Below are 21,306 nucleotides of genomic sequence, written 5' to 3'. Positions count from 1 at the left end.
TCTATCCCTTCTTTTCATTCATTGTTATCGGATGTTATAAACACTTCTCACAGTTAACTCCTCTGGCAGGCCTTTTAAAACCCTGACTCTTCTTTCTCCCGGATTCATATCAAAGAAATTATCGCTTAACAGAAGATTATCCTCTTTATTACGGATCTCTACAGAGCGGGCATAAGTCTTTGCCTCCACGATCAGATATTCTCCCTCTGACCGTACAGTCAGCTGGGGATCAAGAAAACGATAGTGTTTGGGCGGGCAGAATAACACCGTTCCCTGGGAAATGGTTTCCCCCATCTGCTCCAGTTTATAGCTGACATAATCCTCATAAAGACTGGCATCCTGCATTGAAACCTTATCAAACCACAGAGATGAAAGCTTTGGAACTACACACTCTTTTCGCCCGCTTTTCACTATCTCTCCGTTATTTTTTCTCAGTTCCCAGACGGCGGTCACCGTTTCATCCCTTCGGGTTTCATTGGCCACGCACAGTCGTATGGATTTCATCACCTCATAAGGCTGGGCGTTGGGATTGGTATCCTGGGTAAGTATTCCCTCTTCCTCACAGGAAATCATAAGGGGTGCAAAAAACCGCTTCTCATAGTAATGAAGCGCTTTCCATCTTCCGTAATAATCGATGGACGACCACGAAGCTACAGGCCAGCAGTCATTGAGCTGCCAGACAATTGCTCCCATACATCGTCCCCGGTTTCTTCTAAAGTGCTCCACTCCATAACGCATGGCCTCTGCCTGCAAAAGCTGGGAAGCATAAAGAAGGGTATCAAAATCACTGGGATATAAAAAGGTCTGCTCCATATAGTTCATGATCTTTCCATTTGCTGCGGAATTGCGCTGATGCTTTTCCATGACATAGGAAAAGATATTTCTGTCCTCTTTTTCCGTAAAAGTCTCCACTGTCTTTATGGATGGAAATGACTGAAAACCAAATTCTGAAACGTACCGGAAATAAAATTTGCGGTACTCTGTAATAGGTTTGTTTCCATGCCACACATCCCAGTAGTGGACATCTCCCCGGTTTTCATCGTTGGGGTTGTCAAAGCTTCCCCCAGATGAGGGGCTGGCAGGCCAGTAAAAGGTATATGGATCTTCTTCCTTTAATATTTTCGGTATTATATATTCATAGAGCTTAATATAATCAGCTTTCTGTCTGGGAGTACAACCCCAGATTTCCGTATCCGTAAACATCTCCATCTCATTGTTGCCGCACCAGAGTCCCAAACTTGGGTGACTGCGGATTCTGCGGATGTTATCAATTAATTCCCTTCGGACGTTCTCCTCAAATTCCTCTGTCAGATCATAAAGTGCGCAGGCAAACATGAAATCCTGCCACACCACCAGTCCCAGCTCATCGCAGATATCCCAAAAACCATCAAAGGGATAATGCCCGCCTCCCCAGACCCGGATAACATTAAAATTTGCTTCCTTGCACTGGGTCAGCAGCTGCCTTGTTCTCATCTCACTGCATCTGCCTAAAATACAGTCCTCAGGAATGTAATCAGCTCCCATGGCAAAAAAGCTGACTCCGTTAACCTCGTGAGCAAAGGATTCACCAAACTCATCCTTTGTTCTTTTCATTGTAAGCGTACGAAGGCCGATCCTCTTTTCCCAGGTATCGACCTCTTCCTCATTTTTCAAAAGCCGGACCAGTACCGAATAAAGATTCTGCTCTCCATACCCATTGGGCCACCAGAGTCTGGGATTTTCAATGAGAATCTCTTCTGGCTTTCCACCAAAGGTATGAACCTTCTTTTGGTTCTTATCTGCAAGGTCTGTGACCGTAATGCTCAAAGCATAACCATCTTTAAGAAGCTCTTCGTTATCTTTCTCCCAATCAAGCAGACGGTTATCGCCAGTCCTGCCGACTAAAACCTTAAAATTTAAATATACCCCTTCCGCTTCATGGCGCTGACTGACCGAAACACTGTTAAAACTGGCGCCGGTTACACCTGTCAGGAATATATCCCGCCAGATACCGGCATCCGGAAGTCTGGGACCCCAGTCCCAGCCAAACATGCAATGTGCCTTTCTCAGCTTTGAAAAGCCCCGCATGGCATCCTCAGAACCTCCGATTTTATCCTTTTCATATTCTTTTTCAATAAACCTGGTGGGAGAATGGAATACCAACCGAAGTTCATTTTCTGTCTGCTTTATTACATCTGTTACTTCAAATTCCCATTGGCGGTGCATGTTATTTACACTGCCAAGAAGAGTCTTATTCAAATAGATATCTGCCAGAGTATCAAGCCCCATAAAGTGAAGGTATACTTTTTCCTGCTTTAATATCTCGTCATCTCCGTCAAAAACGCCCACATATTCAAAATCCTCATTCATCAGCTCCAGCGCTTTTAACTCATTGTCCCTCCAGTAAGGATCTTCTATCACTCCATTGTCCAGAAGATCTCCATACACGCTGCCAGGCACCGTTGCCGGATACCAGGTTTCTTCTGAAGCAATCCGCATTACAAATGCTTTGTCTATTACCCTTTTTTTCATACATTCTCCTTTCAATCCGCAGTCAGACCGTCGATAAGTCCCACTCTTCATGAATTTTGGGTACATCATTAATAAGGCGTTTTGTATATGCCGCCTTGGGATTTAGAATCACAGCTTCTGCTGTTCCTGATTCCACAAATTTTCCATGCTCCATTATGTAGATGGAATCAGAGATGTAAAAAGCAAGCCCGATATCATGAGTGATGAAAATTATGGTCATATTGGTCTCATCTCTCAGCTTTAACAGCATATCCAGTATGGTAGCTCTGGAACAGGCATCAATCATGGACGTGGGCTCATCTGCCAGCAGAATCGCCGGCTTTAAAAGAAAGATCCTTGCAATCATCAGCCGCTGCATCTGACCTCCGGAAAGCTCAAAGGGATATTTGTTGGTCAGTTCTTCAAATTTCAGATTAACAAAACGGCAGGCTTCTGTCATCATCTCCACCTTTTTCTCATAAGGGAGTCTGGCGCCGCCTCTCATTTTAATGCAGTCTAAAAGCACCTGATCAATTTTATAAAATACATTAAAGGAGGAAAACGGATCCTGAAAAATTGCCTGAATTCCCTTCCAATACTCTTTCTTCTTACGATAGCCTTTAATATCCCTGGGCTTTCCCTGAAAGCTGATTTCTCCTTCTGTGACACTGATTAATCCCAGCAGCATCTTAGAAAGAGTTGTCTTCCCTGAACCGCTCTCACCTACGATAGATACAATCTCACCTTCCCGAAACTGAAAATCTACATGATCCACCGCCACTGTTTTTTCTTTCCCCATTCCAAAGATCTTCGTCACACCAGTCCCGCTTAAACAGGAACTGTTCTGTACTGGTTTTTTTTCTTCACTCATCCTGATATACCTCCCTTAATTCCTTTTCTTCCAGATAGCAGCGGTACATCCGGCCATCTTCCAGGCGGCTTTCCGCAATTGGGTGAAGCATACAGGCAGGCTTGGCATAACGGCAGCGATCAGCAAACCGGCAGCCTTTGGGTGGATTTTTTAAATTAGGCGGAGTACCGGGTATGGCAGTCAGCTTGGCATCTCTTGCCCCCTTCTCCGGAACCAGGATGGAACCCATCAGGCCTTTGGAATATGGGTGGAGAGGATCAAAAACCATCTCCTTCGCAGTTGCATGCTCCACGATCTGCCCCGCATACATCACCATAATCTCATCCGTAACATTATAAAGGAGAGGAAGCTCATGGGTAATGAATATCATGGATTTAATAAAGCCTTTTTCCATTAAGTTCCGAAGCATCTTGATTACCATCTTCTGGGAAGTCACATCAAGAGCAGAGGAAGGTTCATCTGCAATCAGTACTTTGGGTGATAAAATAGTGGATATGGCGATGACTGTCCTTTGCCTCATGCCTCCGGACAGTTCCACTGCATGTTTCTTTAAGACACTTTCCGGCAGTCCCAGAATTTCAAACCGCTCCCTTGCAAGATCATAAATCTCCTTTTTTGAAGCACCGGGGTCATGAGCCCGTATGACATCTTCGATAAAAGAAATAATCTTTTGTGTAGGGTTTAAGGCATTCATGGCAGCCTGAGGGATATAAGCAATTTCATTGCCAAGTACCTTCTTACGGATCTCATCCGGCTTCATTCCGGTTATATCCACTCCATCCACCTTTATGGTCCCGCTCTGATAATGAAGGGGCGCAAAATAATACCCCATCAGGCTCAGTGCCAGTGTGGATTTTCCGCAGCCTGATTCCCCTGCGATTCCAAGAGATTTCCCTTCTTCTATTTTAAGCGATACACCGTCAACTGCAAAGACATTTTCTCCAAATCTGGTAATATATTTCGTTTTTAAATGATCCACTTCCAGCATTGTCTTTCCCACGTTTTATCCTCCTCACTCTCTTAACTGCGGATTAAATATCTGATCCAGGCCCGTATTCATCAGATTTAAGGAAAATGAAATCAGTGCGATGGAAATGATGACAGGAAAATAAGCCCACCAGTCCCCATTCAAATGTGCACTGTAAGACATCGCCCAGTTCATCATAAGACCAAGAGTGGATACCGTCGTTGTGGCAGGACCAAGCCCGATCATGGATAACTGCGCTTCTGCAAGAATCCCGGAGGAAATCTGTAAAATCAGTGCCATTACAACGTAAGATGCTATGTATGGAAGAATATCTGTCAGAATAATCCGAAACAGACTGTGCCCGGAAAGCTTTGACAGATTCACGTGATCTCTGTTTCGAAGAGAAATCACCTGGGAACGAACTGATCTGGTAGTCCAGGTCCATGAGGTAAGTCCGATAATAATTGCCACCATCATCACCCCTCTGGCATTTTTACCTATGCTGTAGGAAATGAGAATAAGAAGAATAAAGCTGGGGATTACAGTAAACAGATTGGTAATAAACAAAATAAAGTCATCGATGATTCCCCCCAGATACCCGGCAATCAGACCCAGAGAAAGCCCAATGGTTGTGGCGATCAGTCCTGCAATAAATCCTATTTTTAAAGAGGTTTTAATGGCTGCCACCAGCTCTGTCAATACATCACGTCCGAAATTATCTGTCCCCAGTATGAATACCCGTCTGCTTCCTACATCCTTAACATTGACATAAGAGGTTGATGGTATGGTCTTTTTCACCGATACTTCCCCCGTCTCCTGATTCTTTTCAGCCAGAAGAACATCTCTGTCCTCAAGCAGACCTGTAATCTTTTTGTCAAGACGGCTGAAATACTTTTTTCTGGCAGCGATAAGACCTTTTTGCTCACTGGCAGAATCATAATGGTCTTTCCACAGTGAAACAAGCCCCCCGGCATCCGTTACATCCATCTCCTTTGAAGAAATGCCTGCGAACTGATTCAGCCAGTCAGCCATAGCCATACGTTCCTCCATGCTTAAATTCTGCTCAAGCCTGCCAGAGGACGCATTTAAATTTAAGGTATATGGATTTGTATTTACCGCTTCTGAGACTGAGATATAGGTTCCAGGCTTAAAAAAGTTCCCCTGTCCTACCATCTCCAAAGGATCATTGGTCACAATCAAAGGATAAAAAACGGTTAATACAAGCAATGCTGCAAATATGATAAATCCCACTGTAAATTTAGGGGAATGGAAAATCTGTCTGATCTGGTTTTTCATCACTCGCCCTCCTAATCCTGCTGTGCTGCCTTGATCCTGGGATCAATGACACCGTAAATCAGCTCTACAAATAAATTAGCCAGTAATACCATGATTGTAATAATCAGTGTACAGGCAGATATTAAAGGGTAATCCCTTCCTTTGACAGCGGCCAGCAGTGTGGTTCCAAGACCCGGATAACTGAAGATGATTTCCGCAACCAGCGCCCCTCCGATCATGGTTCCAATGGACATGGCAAGACCTGTGATCTGGGGAAGCATGGCATTTCGAAATACATATCCTACAATTTTTCTGTCTTTAATTCCCATAAAGCGGCTGTATTTTACGTAGTCCGCATTTAATTCATAGATTGACATGGAACGCATTCCGATGGCCTGACCACCAACCGTTATAAGCACGACAGACCAGAATGGAAGCTGGTAATGAGCCAGAACAGAGCGGAAAAATGTAATGCTTGCGCTGGGAATCAAATCAAAACCATAGCCTCCGCTGGAAGGAGCCAGACCCAGCTTCAGTGAAAATATATAAAGAAGAACAGTCGCCATACCAAAAGCCGGTACATTGCTCATAAATAAAAATGCAGGAAGAATTCCTTTATCAAATATACCCTTCTTATAGGCAGAAACCGCTCCAAGGACATTACCAAGAATCCAGCCAAGCAAAATTGCAGGAAGCTGAAGACAGACGGTCCACCATACGGATGAAGCAATAATATTCCCAACGGTTCTTGGATACTGGCTGAAAGAAACTCCAAAATCCCCTCTTAAAGCATTCTTTATGAAAATAAGAAACTGCGTGCTCATAGGCAGATTCACACCGAATTTTTCCGCATAGTCCTCATATACGGCCTGGATTGCGGTAGAATCGGTCATACCGTCTACCGCCCTGGCCGCAATGGCTGAGACCGGATCACCTGGCATCAGTCTGGGCAGAATGAAATTCAGCACCACAGCAATTACCAGAGTTATCAGATACCAGATGATTTTATTGGTATAATATTTTTTATATCCCATCAAAGTCTCACCCCTTTTGTAATTCCTCTTATTTTACATTAACCAGATTATAAAGCGCTGCGATTCCGTAACCATCGGTACAGTCTGTTGGCGGAATATTATCACCATCATCTAGCTGCGGGAATCCGGTCCATACACTTTCATTCACCGCATGAAACACCATTGGTCTGTACATCAGGGAGAAGGAAGGAACCTCATCTAAGTAAATTCTGCTCAGTTCTGTATAATACTCTTTCAGTGTATCTTTATTGGTCTCTAACGGGATCTTCTTTAACAGATTGTTTGCATCCTCATTGATATAACCGCCGTAGTTGCCAGTCCAGTTTACCTTAAGCTTAGCGTAATCAGTGGACATAAAGGCCATAGCTCTGCCCCATGGGTTTGCAACAGAAGCTGCAGGCGGACTCCACATACAGATATCAAACTTCCTGGTGGTCATATCGTCATAGAAGGTATTGGCATCTGGGAAATAAGTCTCAATTCCGATTCCTATTTTGCTTCCTGCTGCTGCAACGATTTCCAAAGATGCATTCCAGTCCGTCCAGCCATCCGGACATTCGGCCTTAAAGGTAAGATTCTTACCGTCAATTTCACGGATTCCGTCTCCATCTTTATCTACAATACCAGCCTTGTCTAAGAGAGCTTTCGCTCCTTCCACATCATTGCCTGTAAACTGATAATCTTTTAACGCATCCTGATTCACCAGCGCCTGTTCCCCGGAAGTAGGATTCATAATGGAACGGGGTACATCTTTAAAGCTTGGTGACTGATTGGACATGGCGGAAGCGATGATCTGATCATAATCAACTGCCATGGCAATGGCTTTTCTTACTTCTTTCCGGTCAAGTCCTGGTTTCTCCACGTTAAAGAAAGCGGTTGGCATGGTGGCACAGACGCCGTAAGGTGCCTCATCAATATAGGTGGAGATTGGCAGACCATCTTCTTCCCAAAGTTTCTGCACATTGGTGATGAACTGCTGGGAAACATCAACCTCTCCGGCTTTAAACGCAGTATCTCCTGCGGCATTATTCTCATAGATTACATGGGTAATATATTTTGGTGCGGGAAGCTTTCCCCACAAGGCCTTTCCCCAATAATTCTCATCTCTAACAAAAACAACTTTCTGGTCGTCATTGTAATAGGATTTATAAGGTCCGGAAGCGACAAAATCGTCCATACGATCCTGTTTGATTTTGTCTGCATCGTTGCCATTACGCTGCTCCACTTTTTGTAGATAAGCTTTCTGCATAACATAAATTTTCGGAACATATTCCACAACCTTTAAGGGATTCTCCGGAAGACCTTTGTCATCAAGCTTCGCCTTAAATATTACGGTGTGATCATCCTTTGCTACAACTGAATCAATGTAATTGGAATAATCACTGCCCTGTGCAGAGGCATATTTTTTATGGCAGTCAAAGGTGTACGCAACATCCTGTGCAGTAACCGGAGTCTGATCGCTCCATTTGGCATCCGGATTTAAGGTTATGGTCAGCTCTGTCTGTGCATCGTTCCAGGAATAATCCTTACCTAGAAGTCCGTAAAGTTTTCCGTCCAGCATGTTATACATGAAAAGAGTCTCATATACAAGCACCCTTGCATTATCCTGCTGTGTAACTGCCATTGCATTGTTTGAGTTAGAGCTTAACGGATTCCAGTCATTAATTGTCCCCCACTGCTGTCCGTTGAAATAAAGAGTTTCATTCCTTGGTGTGGAGCCGGCATCTGCCGAATCCTTTTTTTCTTCCGCCGTTGTCGTCTGTGCAGTAGTCTGTGTTGTCTCCTCAGCCTTGCTTGTCTGCCCGGTTCCATCCGTGGATGCTGCTTTCTGGCATCCGGAAAGAAGGGTCATAGTCATTGCGCCAGCAGTAAGCAGCGCAGACCACTTGTTAAATCTCTTTCTCATTCATAAACCTCCGCCCAATGATCTCCCAGGTCTTTTAACCTGGGGCAATTATCTGCTACAATTCTATTGTAGATGTTAAAAGGTTTGATTAAAATGTTACTATTTTCGTTTTTGGTGTAATATTTTCAGTTTTCCCATCCTTCACTCTTAAATTTTTCCGAAATTCACTGGGAGTGATACCAGCCACCCACTTAAAAGTCTTCATGAAATGCTTGGGATCTTCATACCCTGTCATCTGTCCGATTTCGCCGATCTTATAATCAGTTTCTGCCAGCAGCCGCTTTGCTTCATTCATCCGGATCTTTCGTAAATAATTAACAAAGTTATCACCGGTGTATTCCTTAAATGCAATGGAAAATACGGTGTAATTCATGTTTACGTGATTGGAGACCATGGCCATGTTAATATTTCTGGAGTAATTTTCATTCATATAGGCCAGTGCCTCTTCCACCTTTAAGCGGCTTTTATAATCATCATTTTCACGAAGCACCCGTTCATTGATACAGGAGAACACCCGCCTGATTTCTGTACAGTACTCATCAATGTTGTTAAATTCAAGCATATGGCAGAGTTTTTCCAAAGATATCTCTTCCTCTGCCAGGATTCTGCCGTAAAATTCTCTGACTCTCATAATAATGTGACTCATAAAATCCTGAAACTGTAATCCTTCCACTTCTCCTTTTTTCACTCGGTCTGCAAGTTCCAGTAGAATCGCTTCGTTTTTACTGTTTTTCTGGGTTCCAATCCGTTGAACAAAACACTCCATTTCATTTTGGGGCATCAGGCAGTTTTTACTGGTTATCCCTTCTCTTTCCTGCATACAAAAGCCACGGATTCTCCGCTGTCTGGCTTGTTCATACGCTTTCCTTAAATTTGAAACTCCCTGAAAGGGATCGCTGACTCCAAAGTCTGAGCTGCCACTCCTGTTTAAAATAAAATCTTTCACTTCTTTTTCTGCCATTAAGGTCACCTGGCACCCCTCCACATCAGGGAACGTAACTATCTGTATATCATCTGACTCATTAAAAGTCCCGCTGCTTATTACGACTGAATAAGTTTCCTCATTGAACCAGTTTAACCGCTCTGCCTCATTCATCTCTTCTCTGGTAATAGTTTCAGATAAAAGAATTCGCCTTATCTGACTGTAACACAACGCCCTCTTTGCCCGTTTTTCAGACTGCTCCTTCTGTATCTCTTCCTCCAGCTTCATCATAATTGAATTCAGTTCTTCCCTTTTCACTGGCTTTAACAGATATTCTCTTGCTCCACATCTAAGCAAATCAACAGCGCAGGAAAAATCATCATATCCACTGATTGCAACAATTCTTGGTATGTACTGGCTTTTCTGAAGTTCTTTCACCAACGTGATTCCATCCATATCCGGCATACGAATATCTGTAATGAGAACATCAATGGGCATGTTCCGGATAATCTCCAGTGCCTCCAGACCATTTTTACATTCTATAATCTGGTTAATCGGAACCTGACACCGGGCAATCATGGCAGAGATTCCTTTTCTTATAATTTTACAATCTTCTGCAATCAGCACATGATTCATGTGATCCCCTTCTTTCTTTTCTGATATGGAATTTTTACCGTAACCTCTGTAAAAGCATGCTTTCTGGAATCAATAACGATTCCATAATCCGGACCAAAGCCAATTTGTAACCTGTCATGGACATTCTTTAATCCAATTCCATTTTCCTGCCCGGATGTATCTTCTATTTCTCCGCTTAACCGTTTGCGCAGTATTTCCAGCTCTGCTTCTTCCAGCCCGCACCCATAATCTGTGATGTGAATATAGCAGATATCTTCAATGATCTCTCCTTTCATATAGATGCAGGTATCTTCCGTAAATTCCCGCATCCCGTGGCCAATTGCGTTCTCAACAATGGGCTGCAGTGACATCTTGGGTATTTCCTGACACAGAATTTCCTGGGGAAGTTCCATACTTAAGCCTATTTCATCGTCATACCACAAATTCACAAGCGCCAGGTAATTCCGGATCTGATCAATTTCTGCCTCCACCATAACGTAGCCTGATTTCCACCGCATGCTGTAACGCAAAAGCTCGCCAAAGGAAGCCACAGTATCTGCAATCTCATATTTTTCATCAATTTCCGCCATCATTTTGATTGATTCCAATACATTGTAAATAAAATGATTATTGATCTGATTCTGCAATGCCTTAATCTGGGCATCCTTCACAAGCAGCTCACGGTGCAGGGTTTCATCCATCAGCTTCTGTATCCGGTCCAGCATGGTATTTAGCTCAATTCCCAGTTCTCCGAATTCATCCCGGCTCATATTCTTTACCCTTACCTTTAAATCCCCCTTCTGTACCTGATAAACCGTATCGTAGATCTCAAAAAACTGCCTTAATATATGGGTTACCTGCTTATTGGAAAATAAAAACAGCACGATGAGAATCATAATCCATAGAAGAGAAAACTGTAATTTGGAAGTACGAAGGGCCATTTTTTCATTTTTCATGGAGACAATCCGGATTAAGTATCCCTGAATGGATTTAATTTTCACGCAGCCGGCTAAAACCTCTTCTCCCCCAATTCTTGTTCTTTTGCTGACTGCACCGTTTGAAAGCGAGTCTGATTCTTCCAGACTATGTATAAAATCCATCATATCTTCTTTTTGCTTTTCCCACAGAGGGGAAAGCTGTTGACTGCTGTATATAATGCCTTCCGAATCGATAAAACAGGTTCTGTCTGTCACAGTTGAATGATAGAGATCAGGAAACATATTTTCCATGGTTACCGCAGATTCCACTATGCCATACCGTCCGTACCGGTAATCATTGAGCCTTGTTATGAGGGAAGCGATTCTGGGAATATGATCCTGATCATCCGCCTCACCCAAAGCGTCCTCATAATCAAAACACCAGGTTCCTGTAGGCGGTACCCCGTCTTTTCCCCATTTTAAGTCAGCAATTTTATCTTCTTTGTAGAGAAGAGGAATAATCTCCTTCACGGTATTGGAGTTGACAAATATTCGCAGCTTATAAATATAGGGATTGCTTTTGACAATCTTCTGCACTCCGCTGATCTCTTTCCCGTAAAAGTCCAGAATGTCCATAAAACTGAATTTTTTATCGGACGCAATCTGATTTAAGAAATCATTGATGGATTCATTATTTACAATAATCTCAGAGGATAATTTACAGTTTACTGCAATCTGCTCCGCATTCTGGCAGCTTTTATCCAGTTCATAAATCATCTGTGTTTGTCCATCCTTGTATAAGGACGCTTCCATATTATGAAAAAACAGCAGAATAAAAATTCCAATGGGTACCATTAAAACACCAAGAATCAGCAATGTAAATTTACTGCTCAGTGACAGCATTCTGAATTTTTTTCTGGATATTCGTTTTCTGTCGATCAGAATCTGAACCCCCCTTCCAATTCAATTCAGGTTCCAAGGCTGATTTCCAGCTTGTCTTTCTGGTAATCAGCCCTATTTAATATATATTTTGCTGCATTCGTCTTATGATTTTAATGTCAGAAAATTTCAGATAGTTGTTAACTCAACGAATGTAATAGATATGTCTGTCAATTAAATGTTAAATGAGATGAAAGAAATCCATCTGCCCATCCTTTATGGACTTTACGGGTCTTTCCGTTATCACTGCATCCTGAGGAACTGATCCAAACAAGACCGGGGACTTGGGGTCGTGATTCTCCCGGTTTATACGGGCTCGTTCTCTTGAATAAACTCCATAGCAGTACTTGCAGCCATTCCCACAGCTGTCATAGCTGCCGATATCCACACTTTCCATGCAGCCACATCCGGGACGCTGTCCATTATCCTTCTTTTTGCGAAGGCTGCAGCCAGTCAGTTCTTCAATTAAGTCCCCATCGATGCAGGAAGCATGGCTGATGCCGAACCGGCTCAGATCAACAGATTCACAGCATGTGGACAATTGGATTCCATGCTTTTTTGCACTTTTTGAAAATCCTTCCCCAATCCTTCCCATGTCCTCTTCCTGTATGTCACGGACTCCCATATTTTGCAATTGGTATTTCAGTCTGGCATAAAAATCAAGGAAACTGAAGATACAGCGGTTTGTACTGCCTTCCAATAAACCTGCCATTTTTTCAAAATACGTTAAATGGTACTCCACATTCATCCTGTCAGTGAATACCACAGGATCATAGCGCCAGATAACGCGATTAGAACCAATTTTTGCACTTAGCTTTAAAAATACCTCAAGCAGTTCTTTTTTATCCGGTAAATATTCCTCCACATCTCTTCCATAAGGAGTAAGGGTAAACTGGATATAAAAATCATATCCCAAAGCGGATATCACGTCAAGCTTAGATATCATCTCTTTGGGATTTTTAGTCCAGAATACAATACAGTCCACGGTCTCCGGGCTTAGCTGTATCCGGCTGTAATGTGAAGGATTTCTTGGATTGGGAACCAGGACAAACCCTTCTTTTAAACGATTTAACAGCCAGTCAGAATAAAAGGCCGGAATATCAGTCCGGCGGCTGGCACTAAGTATCATGATACCTCCTTTTCTGTTACCTGATCATATGGGCAAACATACCGGAGAAATAAGGTATCAGCCAGATCAGCCATACAAACAGGCTGAATTTATGAAATCCAGCCATCATATCTTTATTATTTCGTATTAAAACCACCGTTGCCCAGACTGCATGGATAAGCATAAGCAGGATTGCCGCAATCCCGGTTACTGAATGAAAATTAATGGCACTCTGTCCCACTGCAAGACGGCTCATTAATGATGTTCCCGTAGTATCACAGACAAATCCAGCCCAGAAAGCAACAAGATGCCATGGTTTTAAAATCTTTTGCAGTTTTTCACCAAACACTCCCAGCGTATAAAAGATTAAAGCTAATGTAATAAAAAGCACAGCGAAAAATAACATATCAGCTCCTCCTGTTTCTTATGAGATTACTATTTGTATATAATGATTCCTCAAATGAACCGGTTTTATAATTATTTCTTATTCCCGAATAGTTACTTTAAAAAATACAATAATATCAAATAATCTGTTTTATAAATTACAAGGAGGTTTTTATGAACAAATACAATCAGGGTATTGAATTGCCTTTAGGCTTCGGGCTGGCACTGGAAGAATTTCAGGCGATGAATTACTTTTTTTCCCTGCCGGAAAAAGAACAGCAGCATATGGTTGACCATGCAGAAACAATCCAGTCAAAACTGGAAATGCTGGCTTACGTTCAATCAATTGTGAAATCAGGATCCTCTGACAACCACACTTATTAATATGATACATGATAATGATTGTAATAACAATCTGGAAATTATAAAAAGCAGACCGATCTTGAATAAATCGGTCTGTTTTTTATAATTGTTTTCCTTTTATTTTATTTACAGTGATATTATTAACAATAATTAATAATTCTTAATATTTACTGACATATGTTAGGATTAGAAAAATAATTACGATAAATAGTTTATGAAGTAAAGGAGGTGGTTCCAATGTGGAGTTTACAATAATAAAACAAATTGATTCAGAACAAATGTAACAGGGGTATGAAAAGCAAATGATAAAAACGAAAGGAATTAATAATGCACAAAAAGATTAAATATTTAACAACAGGAATTACTGCAGCTGCAATGCTTGCAATGATGAGTTTCAATGTTTTGGCAGCACCATATGTCAATAAACAGTTTGAGTTAATTCAGCCGGACGGCAATAAAGTTTTAGTAAATGCCACAGGAGATGAATATTTCCAGCAGATAGAGACTCCCGAAGGGTATACTCTTTGCCGTGACGATAATGGCTGGATCTGTTATGCAAAGTTAAATGATGACCAGACAGAATACATATCATCGGGAATTGTTTACAAAGGAACTCAAAACCGGAGGAATACTGGATCAGCGGGTGAGGGTGAACAGGGAATCACAAACCTGGAGAAACATGTAAAAATCAAAAGTGAAGCAGTTCGGGAGAAAGTTGATGAAGTAAGAAAAAGACTGCACGGAACTGATTTAAAAAATGCTCCTGAATCAGATAACGATTTCGAAAGAGGCCTTCTCGATTCAAAAATAAAAGCCTCTGGGGACGTAAAAGGCCTGACAATTTTAGTGGATTTTCCAGATGTAAAGAGTGATATTTCTGAATCAGAAATAGAGCGTTTCTTTAACGAAACAGGCTACACAGGTTTTAACAACAATGGATCTGTAAAAGATTATTATTACGATGTCTCAGGCGGAAAAGTTACTTATACCAATCAATTAATCGGATTTTACACAGCAAAGCATCCAAAATCCTATTACGACGATATTTATGAACAAACAGGTTCCTATGCCAAATCAGACGAGCTTGCCGAAGAGACATTTCAGTGGCTTAAATCCTCTGGTTTTAACCTTTCCTCACTTACCACAGATTCCAGCGGATACTTAAAAGCAGTTAATCTTCTTTATGCAGGCACTCCAGATGCAGGATGGGCAAAAGGATTATGGCCCCATCAGTCCTGGTATCCAAAATCCGACTATATCAGTGGCGTTAAAATCCAGAAATATGAGATGTCCAGTATCGGAAGTGATATGTCACTCTACACAATATGTCACGAGAGCGGTCATATGATTTACGGATATCCGGATCTTTATGATTATGATGGAGATTCACAGGGTACTGGAGCATACAGCCTGATGAGTACTGTATTAAATGAAAAGAATCCAGTCCCGCCAGACCCATATTGCAGAAATGTGATATCCCGCTGGAACCTTCCCATGAGCATGAATGAATATGGCGCAGGTACAAAATTTACTGCTGCAGCTGATGGAAATGGAAATTCCTATTGTTATAAGTGGTCCGGCAATCAGACCAATGAATATTTTTTAATAGAAAACATACAAAGAAACGGCAGATATGCAGACGTTCCAGATGCAGGACTGGCAATCTGGCACGTAGATGAAAAAGGGAATAATTCTAAAAATGAAATGACATCCGGCAGCCACTTTTTAGTATCCCTAGAGCAGGCAGACGGGAAATATGATTTGGAAAGAAATATAAACGGAGGAAACCGGGGCGATTTATTCCGTGCAGGATACAGGGATTCCTTTACCAGCACCACAACTCCTGATTCCAAATGGTGGAATCAATGGGAATCAGGTTTGGAATTATCTCAAATCAGCAATTCAGGTAAGGAAATGACATTTGTGCAATCGGCCTCCAGTCAAATTCCTGATCCGGATCCGGAACCACAGTTAAAAAACATCGCGGGACTGGCTTCTGCCACAACCTCTTATGTATCCGATTGGGAATCTATCACTGCATTAAATGATGGAATTGATCCTTCCAGTTCAAACGACCGGAGCGGCGCTGTATACGGTAACTGGCCAGAAACCGGGTCACAATGGGTTCAGTACACATTTAATGAAAATCACACCATTACAGGGTGTGATATCTATTGGTTTAAAGACGGTCAGGGGATCGATGTTCCAGCTTCCTGTCACATCTATTACTGGGATGGAAATGCATGGCAGGAGGTGGAAAATGCCAAAGGCCTTGGAACAAAAATCAATCAGTATAATACAACTACTTTTACTCCAGTAAATACAAGAGCAATTTCCATTGTAATGGAATCAAAAGGAACCAGCTCAACCGGGATTCTTGAATGGAAAGTATATGGGAAATAATAATGATAAATAGCTGGATTTATTCTACTTCCTGACTGCCAAATTTTTTCTCCCAATAGTCCTGATAATCTTGGGTAAATCCGGCATTCAATGCATTTTTCCAATATAAATAGTCCAGTGTACCGTTGTAATCCGGACTCCATGGTTTAGGGAGTCCGGTATAATGAATGACAACTGCAGTATCTTTTATATCGGAGAGACTACATTGGTCAAAGGGATACGTCTGGGTATTATATTCCTGGCCGCAAAGCTTAATATGATTCTTTAAAAGGCAGTTTAATACATCCTGATCAAAATAACGCAAGGCTTCCCTCTTCTCTTCAATCAGAGCCATAATATCTTCAAGCGTAATCTCTTTTCGAAACAATGCCAGATTAAACAGCATGACTCCTGAATTAAAATACGAATCTTCTTTTTTTAATCCAAGCTTTTCTTTAAGGACAACCACTTTATCGATGTTTTCAAACCGGTCTCTGACAGCAGCGGCATAATTGTCTTCAAAGCTTTGATTGTAAAACTCATTCAGGGATCCATTGATAATAATATCCGCATCCAGATATAAAACCCTGTCAAGTTCAGCAGGAAGCAGATATGGTGCCAGGATACGGTAATACAATTCCGGCTTTTTATACCGGCTGGAAAGAGGAACGTTGGTAAAAAACCCAGAGACACAGACCGGATGAAGCCTTGCTTTACACTTATTAATCAGAAAAAGCTCCAAATCATTGATATCTTCCTGGGACAATGAACTGTATAATAAGTATATATCAACATCTTCATGGAATCTGGAAAGGGAATACAGCATCACCTTAGCCGGTGTTAAAAAACTTTCACAAATTGAAATTAACAGATTCATACTCTCCTCCTCAATCACACTATCATTTTTAATTCTATGATCCCCTTATGGCTTCCATGTCTTTAAAGACAATACAGTACATAATCCTGAAGTTCACGGCGAAAACCTGCCAGCCGAAGCAAATCTTCCGCTTCCCTGGGGTATTCTTTTATTACGATTCTGTTTCGTGAAGAGTAGATTCTATGTCCCATAAATTCTTTCACAAACACCTTAAGCGCATCTTCTGCACAATCCATATCAAATATCTTTAAGACTTTTCCCTGGCGTTCAAAAATGGCTGCCGGTATTCCTTTGCATAATGCCACTGCTGTTCCCTGTACATTAAGAAATGATCTTCCTTCCTGATGCTTTAACACTTTCCCCCAAAGCTGGGCGGGATCAGCTCCGTTTAACCAGATTACCTCTTTACCGGGATTGGAGAGACCTGCCATGGTTCCTGCAAAATTTTTATCCCGGATAAACTGGATTCCTGACAGACCTTCAATAAAATACCCCCTCCGCACCCTGCCAGTATATTCCCAGATCCGCAGTGTTTCCAGTGCTGCACTCCAGGTCAGTCCCTTGATTGTCTCTCTGCACACAATCACTGTTCTGTCAAAGCAGCGGTCAAGCAGTTGTTCAACATTAGCTTCCTTACGTGGACGTACGACTTCCCATCTGCCGGTTAATAAAATTTTTGTCCTTGCATTTACCCGCTGGCGAAGGGTTCCTTTATTCAGTTTATCCCGGTTCATAAGCTGCCTGACTGGAATCAGACTGTCTGCACTTACAAGCCCCTTTTCTGCCAGCGAAAACAAGGATTCATAAGGCGATCCCCCTATAATTTCATCCAATCTCTGCATAAAGCATGCCCCATGTTTCAACAGGGCGCCATATACGGCTTTTTCCTCTCCCTCCAGCTGTTCATGAACTTCCCACAAATCTGCACTCCAGTCAATATCAGCAGTCTGATGGAACGTAAGGTCAGAACCGTTTTCCAGCTGCCAGAATACTTTACCGGCTGATAACAGCGAATCCATAAGTTCCGGGCGATAGTTTCCCACTCGTGCAGGCAAAAGAACATTTTCCCACAGATCTGCCTGAAAAGGCTGATCCAGTAGTCCTTCCAAGGCAGTCTGAAGCTGCTCAAGAGGTGAGGCGGATATCCGAAGGCGCATTGCCATAAGAGCGGCATAGCATCCGGAAGGGAGGGTGGTAATCTGCCTTCTTCTGCTTTTAATTGTCTCATTTCTGGCTCTGTCATAAAGATCAGCGTGATAGTAAACTCCATCCTGTAAAATCACCTTCTTCTGGTCACACAAAGAAGTTAAAATATCAAGTGCCTTTTCCTCTGACCACAGATACCGTTCCGCTGTCTGTTCTAACGATTTTGCTCCCCGATACTTAAGCATTCTCTGAACAAGACGTTTTCCCCCATTTTTCTGTCCCTTAATCAGAGCATTTTCATATTCATCCCCATGCTCTGCCGCAATCCATAAACCGGGTTCTACGTAGAGTGCCCTTCCCTTAAAAGCCAGGGACTCCAGCCATTCAATGGGGATATCAAGTTCTCCTGCTTCCATATCCCCTTCTATCATAAGAAGTGTATGAAGCTGTTCCTCATCTTCCGGAAGATGCATTCTCTGGGAAACGCGGGCCAGATGCTCAGGCTCGGGGGTGATTTTGGCCGCCTCATGAACCGCCTCCTTTACCGTCTCATGGATGCTCTGGGGCGTGGGAGCATAATCATACATCATGGATGCTTCTGTCTGGCGCCTTAAAGGCAGTGACATGGGGGAAGGTGTCTCTAAGTACATCTCCCGTATCTGAATGTTTCCTGATTGTATCTCATATAGAACAGACTGCAGTCCCTTTAAATCCCAAAAGTCCTCCAGACATTCCCGTTTTGTCTCCCTTAGTATGGGATGGGTTTCCTCTTTTACCAGACCAGACAGCATCTGTGCACTTTTCATTCGCTGAATCCAGAGTGGCTGTCGTTTTTGATTTCTTACTCCCATAAGCAGCGCCCTGGCGGCATTGTAACGGAAATTCATGTTAAATAAAGGGGTGACCGGAAGTAATGCAGCCACAATGGCATCTGCTTTTTGAGGAGATACTTCATAAATAAGTCCATCAGGCAAAGGGGTTCCATCATAAGGGAACAATAAAAAGCCATCGTCATCTGCCGTACAGTTAATGGTAGTATCCATATGAAGTTTTGCCGCTTCAGTCACAAGAAGAGACAGGGGTTCATTGATCTGACGTCCAAATACTGAGTGAACCATCATCTGATGATTGCTGTTTTCATCCATAAAGTGCTCTACCAGTATGGTTTTGTCATCTGGAAGGATTCCCGTGCTTTTTTGCTGACTGAGCAGGAAATCAAGGGCACGCTCTCCTGTCACTTCATCTAAGCCAAGCTTTGTTAATTCTTTATATAACGCTTCTGTACTGCCGGACTCATTAAACCTGCGAAAAATCTCACCGAATACAAGTCCGGTTCCAAGTTTTCGCCCCTTAATATCTCCATGCCAGAAGGGAAGCCTGGCGCCGGAAGTATTTGCCTGTGATACGATCACTGTATCCCGCATAATACTGACAATCTGCCATGCGAAAGTACCAAGTAAAAACCGATCCCCGATTCTGCTTTCAAAGACAAACTCCTCATCAAGCTCTCCCAGCCTGACTCCACTCTCTGACCGGACTGTATAAAGACCTCTGTCAGGAATGGTTCCACCTGCGCTGACCGCCAGCATACGGCTGTAAGCATCTCCGCATATCCGGTCATGAATCCGGTCGTAAATAATTCGTGGCCTTACCGGAATATCCCGTTCATGCTCATAATCACCTGCAAGCATTCGTAAAACATCTTTTACATCCTCAGCCGTTACCTCATAAAACGGATAGGCTCCGGCTAAAATATCCATCACATCTTCCACCCCAAATTCCTGGGTACATGCCATGGATACCAGATGCTGGGCAAGTACATCCAGACATAGTCTGGGCGGTCTGGCATATTCTATCTTCCCGTTTCTGGCCGCTTCTGCAGTAAGTCCGCAAAATAAGACTTCCGAGGCCTCTCTGGGAAACATATACATAACGCTGACACGCCCGGGATTATGCCCGGCACGGCCCAGCCGCTGCATGGTGCTGGAAACAGAGCGGGGGCAGCCAACCTGAAATACCTGTTTGATTTCTCCTACGTCAATTCCAAGTTCCATGGAGGAAGTGGTGCAAAGAAGTTTCAAAGAACCATCACGCAGTGCCTGCTCCACTTCAAAGCGCTGATCCTTGGATAGGCTCCCGTGATGGGTACGGGCGAACCCTTCTCCACCTAACTCGTTAATAAAATGGGCAAGCTTTTCTGCATATGCCCGTCCTTCCACAAATGCCAGAGAACTGCCTGTTCCTTCTATATAAGAGTATATGGTTTTTGCAATGTCTTTCCAGACAGAGTCCTTACCCTGAATGCCTCCGTCTGAAAATGGACTTTTTATTTCAATCCGGATCTCCTTGTTCATCTTAGGCGCGACAATGGAAACCTCTCCGGGAGCCAGGTAGCTTGCTGCAAGATCAAGAGGTTCAATGGTAGCGGACAATCCGATCCGCTGCAAAGGTTTCCTGCAAAGCTTGTCCAGTCTGGCTGCAGAAAGCATTAAATGGGCTCCTCTTTTGGTGTCAATCATCACATGCAGCTCATCGATAATCAGTGTTTTTGCTGTCTTTAAGATTTTCTGCCCTGATTTACTGGTCAGCATCAGATAGAAGGATTCCGGAGTTGTTATGAGAATGTGGGGAGGCTTTTTAATCATCTGATTCCGCTCTTTTTGTGTGGTATCGCCGGTACGGATTCCCACGGAAAGTCCCTGACCATTATAATTCCCTGACTTTTTTCTCTCCTCCACAATTCCTTCCAGAGGCCGGCGGAGGTTTTCCCTGATATCACCAGCCAGGGATTTTAAAGGAGAGATGTAAATCAGCTGCAGTTCCTGTTTTAACTCACCCTTTGCTGCTTCGTTTAAAAGCCTGTCAAGAAATATCAAAAATGCGGTCAGCGTCTTACCCGTTCCGGTAGGGGCGGAAACAAGGGTGTGTCTGCCTGCTGCAATTTCAGGCCATGCCTGTTTCTGAACCAGGGTAGGAGTACCAAGAGCACGTTCAAACCAGTGTCTGGTATCTGTTTGAAAAAGTTCCATGGAATGATCTGACATAGACGCCTCCGTTTTTTATATTTCACCGATCTTTCTGTCTTAATCACATATACTTTAATATATCAC

14 protein-coding genes are annotated in these 21,306 nt (G+C 42.8%); 2 read left to right on the top strand and 12 right to left on the bottom strand.

Annotated elements, in window-relative coordinates:
* Positions 1–24: 24 nt before the first annotated feature.
* The 10 genes from ACOAOT_RS06450 to ACOAOT_RS06405 all read right to left on the bottom strand — a co-directional run bounded on the left by ACOAOT_RS06450 (position 25) and on the right by ACOAOT_RS06405 (position 13,450).
* On the bottom strand, positions 25–2,511 hold the full coding sequence (locus tag ACOAOT_RS06450) for a beta-mannosidase (protein WP_420216239.1): 2,487 nt from the start codon (positions 2,509–2,511) through the stop codon (positions 25–27).
* Between the two features lie 22 nt (positions 2,512–2,533).
* Positions 2,534–3,361: an ABC transporter ATP-binding protein gene (locus ACOAOT_RS06445; protein WP_420216238.1), complete on the bottom strand. Its 828-nt coding sequence runs from the start codon at positions 3,359–3,361 to the stop codon at positions 2,534–2,536.
* On the bottom strand, positions 3,354–4,361 hold the full coding sequence (locus ACOAOT_RS06440; protein WP_277407125.1) for an ABC transporter ATP-binding protein: 1,008 nt from the start codon (positions 4,359–4,361) through the stop codon (positions 3,354–3,356). Before ACOAOT_RS06440 ends, ACOAOT_RS06445 begins: the two co-directional genes overlap by 8 nt.
* Positions 4,362–4,373: 12 nt before the next feature.
* On the bottom strand, positions 4,374–5,624 hold the full coding sequence (locus tag ACOAOT_RS06435; RefSeq protein ID WP_420216237.1) for an ABC transporter permease: 1,251 nt from the start codon (positions 5,622–5,624) through the stop codon (positions 4,374–4,376).
* Between the two features lie 11 nt (positions 5,625–5,635).
* The gene (locus ACOAOT_RS06430; RefSeq protein ID WP_207657087.1) at positions 5,636–6,637 is read right to left on the bottom strand and encodes an ABC transporter permease; all 1,002 of its coding nucleotides are present in this window, start codon (positions 6,635–6,637) and stop codon (positions 5,636–5,638) included.
* Between the two features lie 28 nt (positions 6,638–6,665).
* Complete coding sequence (locus ACOAOT_RS06425) at positions 6,666–8,543, bottom strand: ABC transporter substrate-binding protein (protein WP_420216236.1); 1,878 nt, start codon at positions 8,541–8,543, stop codon at positions 6,666–6,668.
* A gap of 88 nt (positions 8,544–8,631) precedes the next feature.
* Positions 8,632–10,101 carry a response regulator transcription factor gene (locus ACOAOT_RS06420; protein WP_420216235.1) on the bottom strand — a complete coding sequence of 490 codons (1,470 nt, stop codon included), beginning with the start codon at positions 10,099–10,101 and terminating at the stop codon, positions 8,632–8,634.
* Positions 10,098–11,900, bottom strand: coding sequence for a sensor histidine kinase (locus tag ACOAOT_RS06415; protein ID WP_420216234.1), 1,803 nt, complete (start codon positions 11,898–11,900; stop codon positions 10,098–10,100). The genes ACOAOT_RS06420 and ACOAOT_RS06415 overlap by 4 nt, the downstream gene beginning before the upstream one ends.
* A 217-nt stretch (positions 11,901–12,117) precedes the next feature.
* Positions 12,118–13,065 (bottom strand): DUF1848 domain-containing protein, encoded by a 948-nt coding sequence (locus ACOAOT_RS06410; RefSeq protein ID WP_420216233.1) that lies wholly within the window; start codon positions 13,063–13,065, stop codon positions 12,118–12,120.
* A 16-nt stretch (positions 13,066–13,081) separates the two neighbouring features.
* On the bottom strand, positions 13,082–13,450 hold the full coding sequence (locus ACOAOT_RS06405; RefSeq protein WP_349669974.1) for an HsmA family protein: 369 nt from the start codon (positions 13,448–13,450) through the stop codon (positions 13,082–13,084).
* Positions 13,451–13,602: 152 nt separating this feature from the next.
* Here ACOAOT_RS06405 and ACOAOT_RS06400 point away from each other — a divergent pair, with 152 nt between their 5' ends.
* A complete protein-coding gene (locus tag ACOAOT_RS06400; protein WP_420216232.1) occupies positions 13,603–13,812 on the top strand; it encodes a hypothetical protein in 210 nt (69 codons plus the stop codon).
* Between the two features lie 306 nt (positions 13,813–14,118).
* Positions 14,119–16,194: a M6 family metalloprotease domain-containing protein gene (locus ACOAOT_RS06395; protein ID WP_420216231.1), complete on the top strand. Its 2,076-nt coding sequence runs from the start codon at positions 14,119–14,121 to the stop codon at positions 16,192–16,194.
* A 19-nt stretch (positions 16,195–16,213) separates the two neighbouring features.
* Here ACOAOT_RS06395 and ACOAOT_RS06390 read toward each other — a convergent pair whose 3' ends face one another.
* Both ACOAOT_RS06390 and ACOAOT_RS06385 read right to left on the bottom strand, forming a co-directional pair.
* Positions 16,214–17,050 (bottom strand): glycosyltransferase family 8 protein, encoded by an 837-nt coding sequence (locus ACOAOT_RS06390; RefSeq protein WP_420216230.1) that lies wholly within the window; start codon positions 17,048–17,050, stop codon positions 16,214–16,216.
* A gap of 62 nt (positions 17,051–17,112) precedes the next feature.
* On the bottom strand, positions 17,113–21,240 hold the full coding sequence (locus ACOAOT_RS06385; protein WP_420216229.1) for a DEAD/DEAH box helicase: 4,128 nt from the start codon (positions 21,238–21,240) through the stop codon (positions 17,113–17,115).
* Between the last annotated feature and the right edge of the window lie 66 nt (positions 21,241–21,306).

The organism is Lacrimispora struthionigena, from assembly GCF_048627165.1.
Classification (GTDB): domain Bacteria; phylum Bacillota; class Clostridia; order Lachnospirales; family Lachnospiraceae; genus Lacrimispora.
The sequence above is the reverse complement of the archived record's forward strand: the minus strand, read 5'-3'. Positions and strand labels throughout refer to the sequence as shown.

What these genes read in the sequence shown, in the direction of transcription:
- ACOAOT_RS06450 (WP_420216239.1), bottom strand. Translation starts at nt 2,511, where the DNA reads ATGAAAAAAAGGGTAATAGACAAAGCATTTGTAATGCGGATTGCTTCA.
- ACOAOT_RS06445 (WP_420216238.1), bottom strand. Translation starts at nt 3,361, where the DNA reads ATGAGTGAAGAAAAAAAACCAGTACAGAACAGTTCCTGTTTAAGCGGG.
- ACOAOT_RS06435 (WP_420216237.1), bottom strand. Translation starts at nt 5,624, where the DNA reads ATGAAAAACCAGATCAGACAGATTTTCCATTCCCCTAAATTTACAGTG.
- ACOAOT_RS06430 (WP_207657087.1), bottom strand. Translation starts at nt 6,637, where the DNA reads ATGGGATATAAAAAATATTATACCAATAAAATCATCTGGTATCTGATA.
- ACOAOT_RS06425 (WP_420216236.1), bottom strand. Translation starts at nt 8,543, where the DNA reads ATGAGAAAGAGATTTAACAAGTGGTCTGCGCTGCTTACTGCTGGCGCA.
- ACOAOT_RS06420 (WP_420216235.1), bottom strand. Translation starts at nt 10,101, where the DNA reads ATGAATCATGTGCTGATTGCAGAAGATTGTAAAATTATAAGAAAAGGA.
- ACOAOT_RS06415 (WP_420216234.1), bottom strand. Translation starts at nt 11,900, where the DNA reads ATGCTGTCACTGAGCAGTAAATTTACATTGCTGATTCTTGGTGTTTTA.
- ACOAOT_RS06410 (WP_420216233.1), bottom strand. Translation starts at nt 13,065, where the DNA reads ATGATACTTAGTGCCAGCCGCCGGACTGATATTCCGGCCTTTTATTCT.
- ACOAOT_RS06405 (WP_349669974.1), bottom strand. Translation starts at nt 13,450, where the DNA reads ATGTTATTTTTCGCTGTGCTTTTTATTACATTAGCTTTAATCTTTTAT.
- ACOAOT_RS06400 (WP_420216232.1), top strand. Translation starts at nt 13,603, where the DNA reads ATGAACAAATACAATCAGGGTATTGAATTGCCTTTAGGCTTCGGGCTG.
- ACOAOT_RS06395 (WP_420216231.1), top strand. Translation starts at nt 14,119, where the DNA reads ATGCACAAAAAGATTAAATATTTAACAACAGGAATTACTGCAGCTGCA.
- ACOAOT_RS06390 (WP_420216230.1), bottom strand. Translation starts at nt 17,050, where the DNA reads ATGAATCTGTTAATTTCAATTTGTGAAAGTTTTTTAACACCGGCTAAG.
- ACOAOT_RS06385 (WP_420216229.1), bottom strand. Translation starts at nt 21,240, where the DNA reads ATGTCAGATCATTCCATGGAACTTTTTCAAACAGATACCAGACACTGG.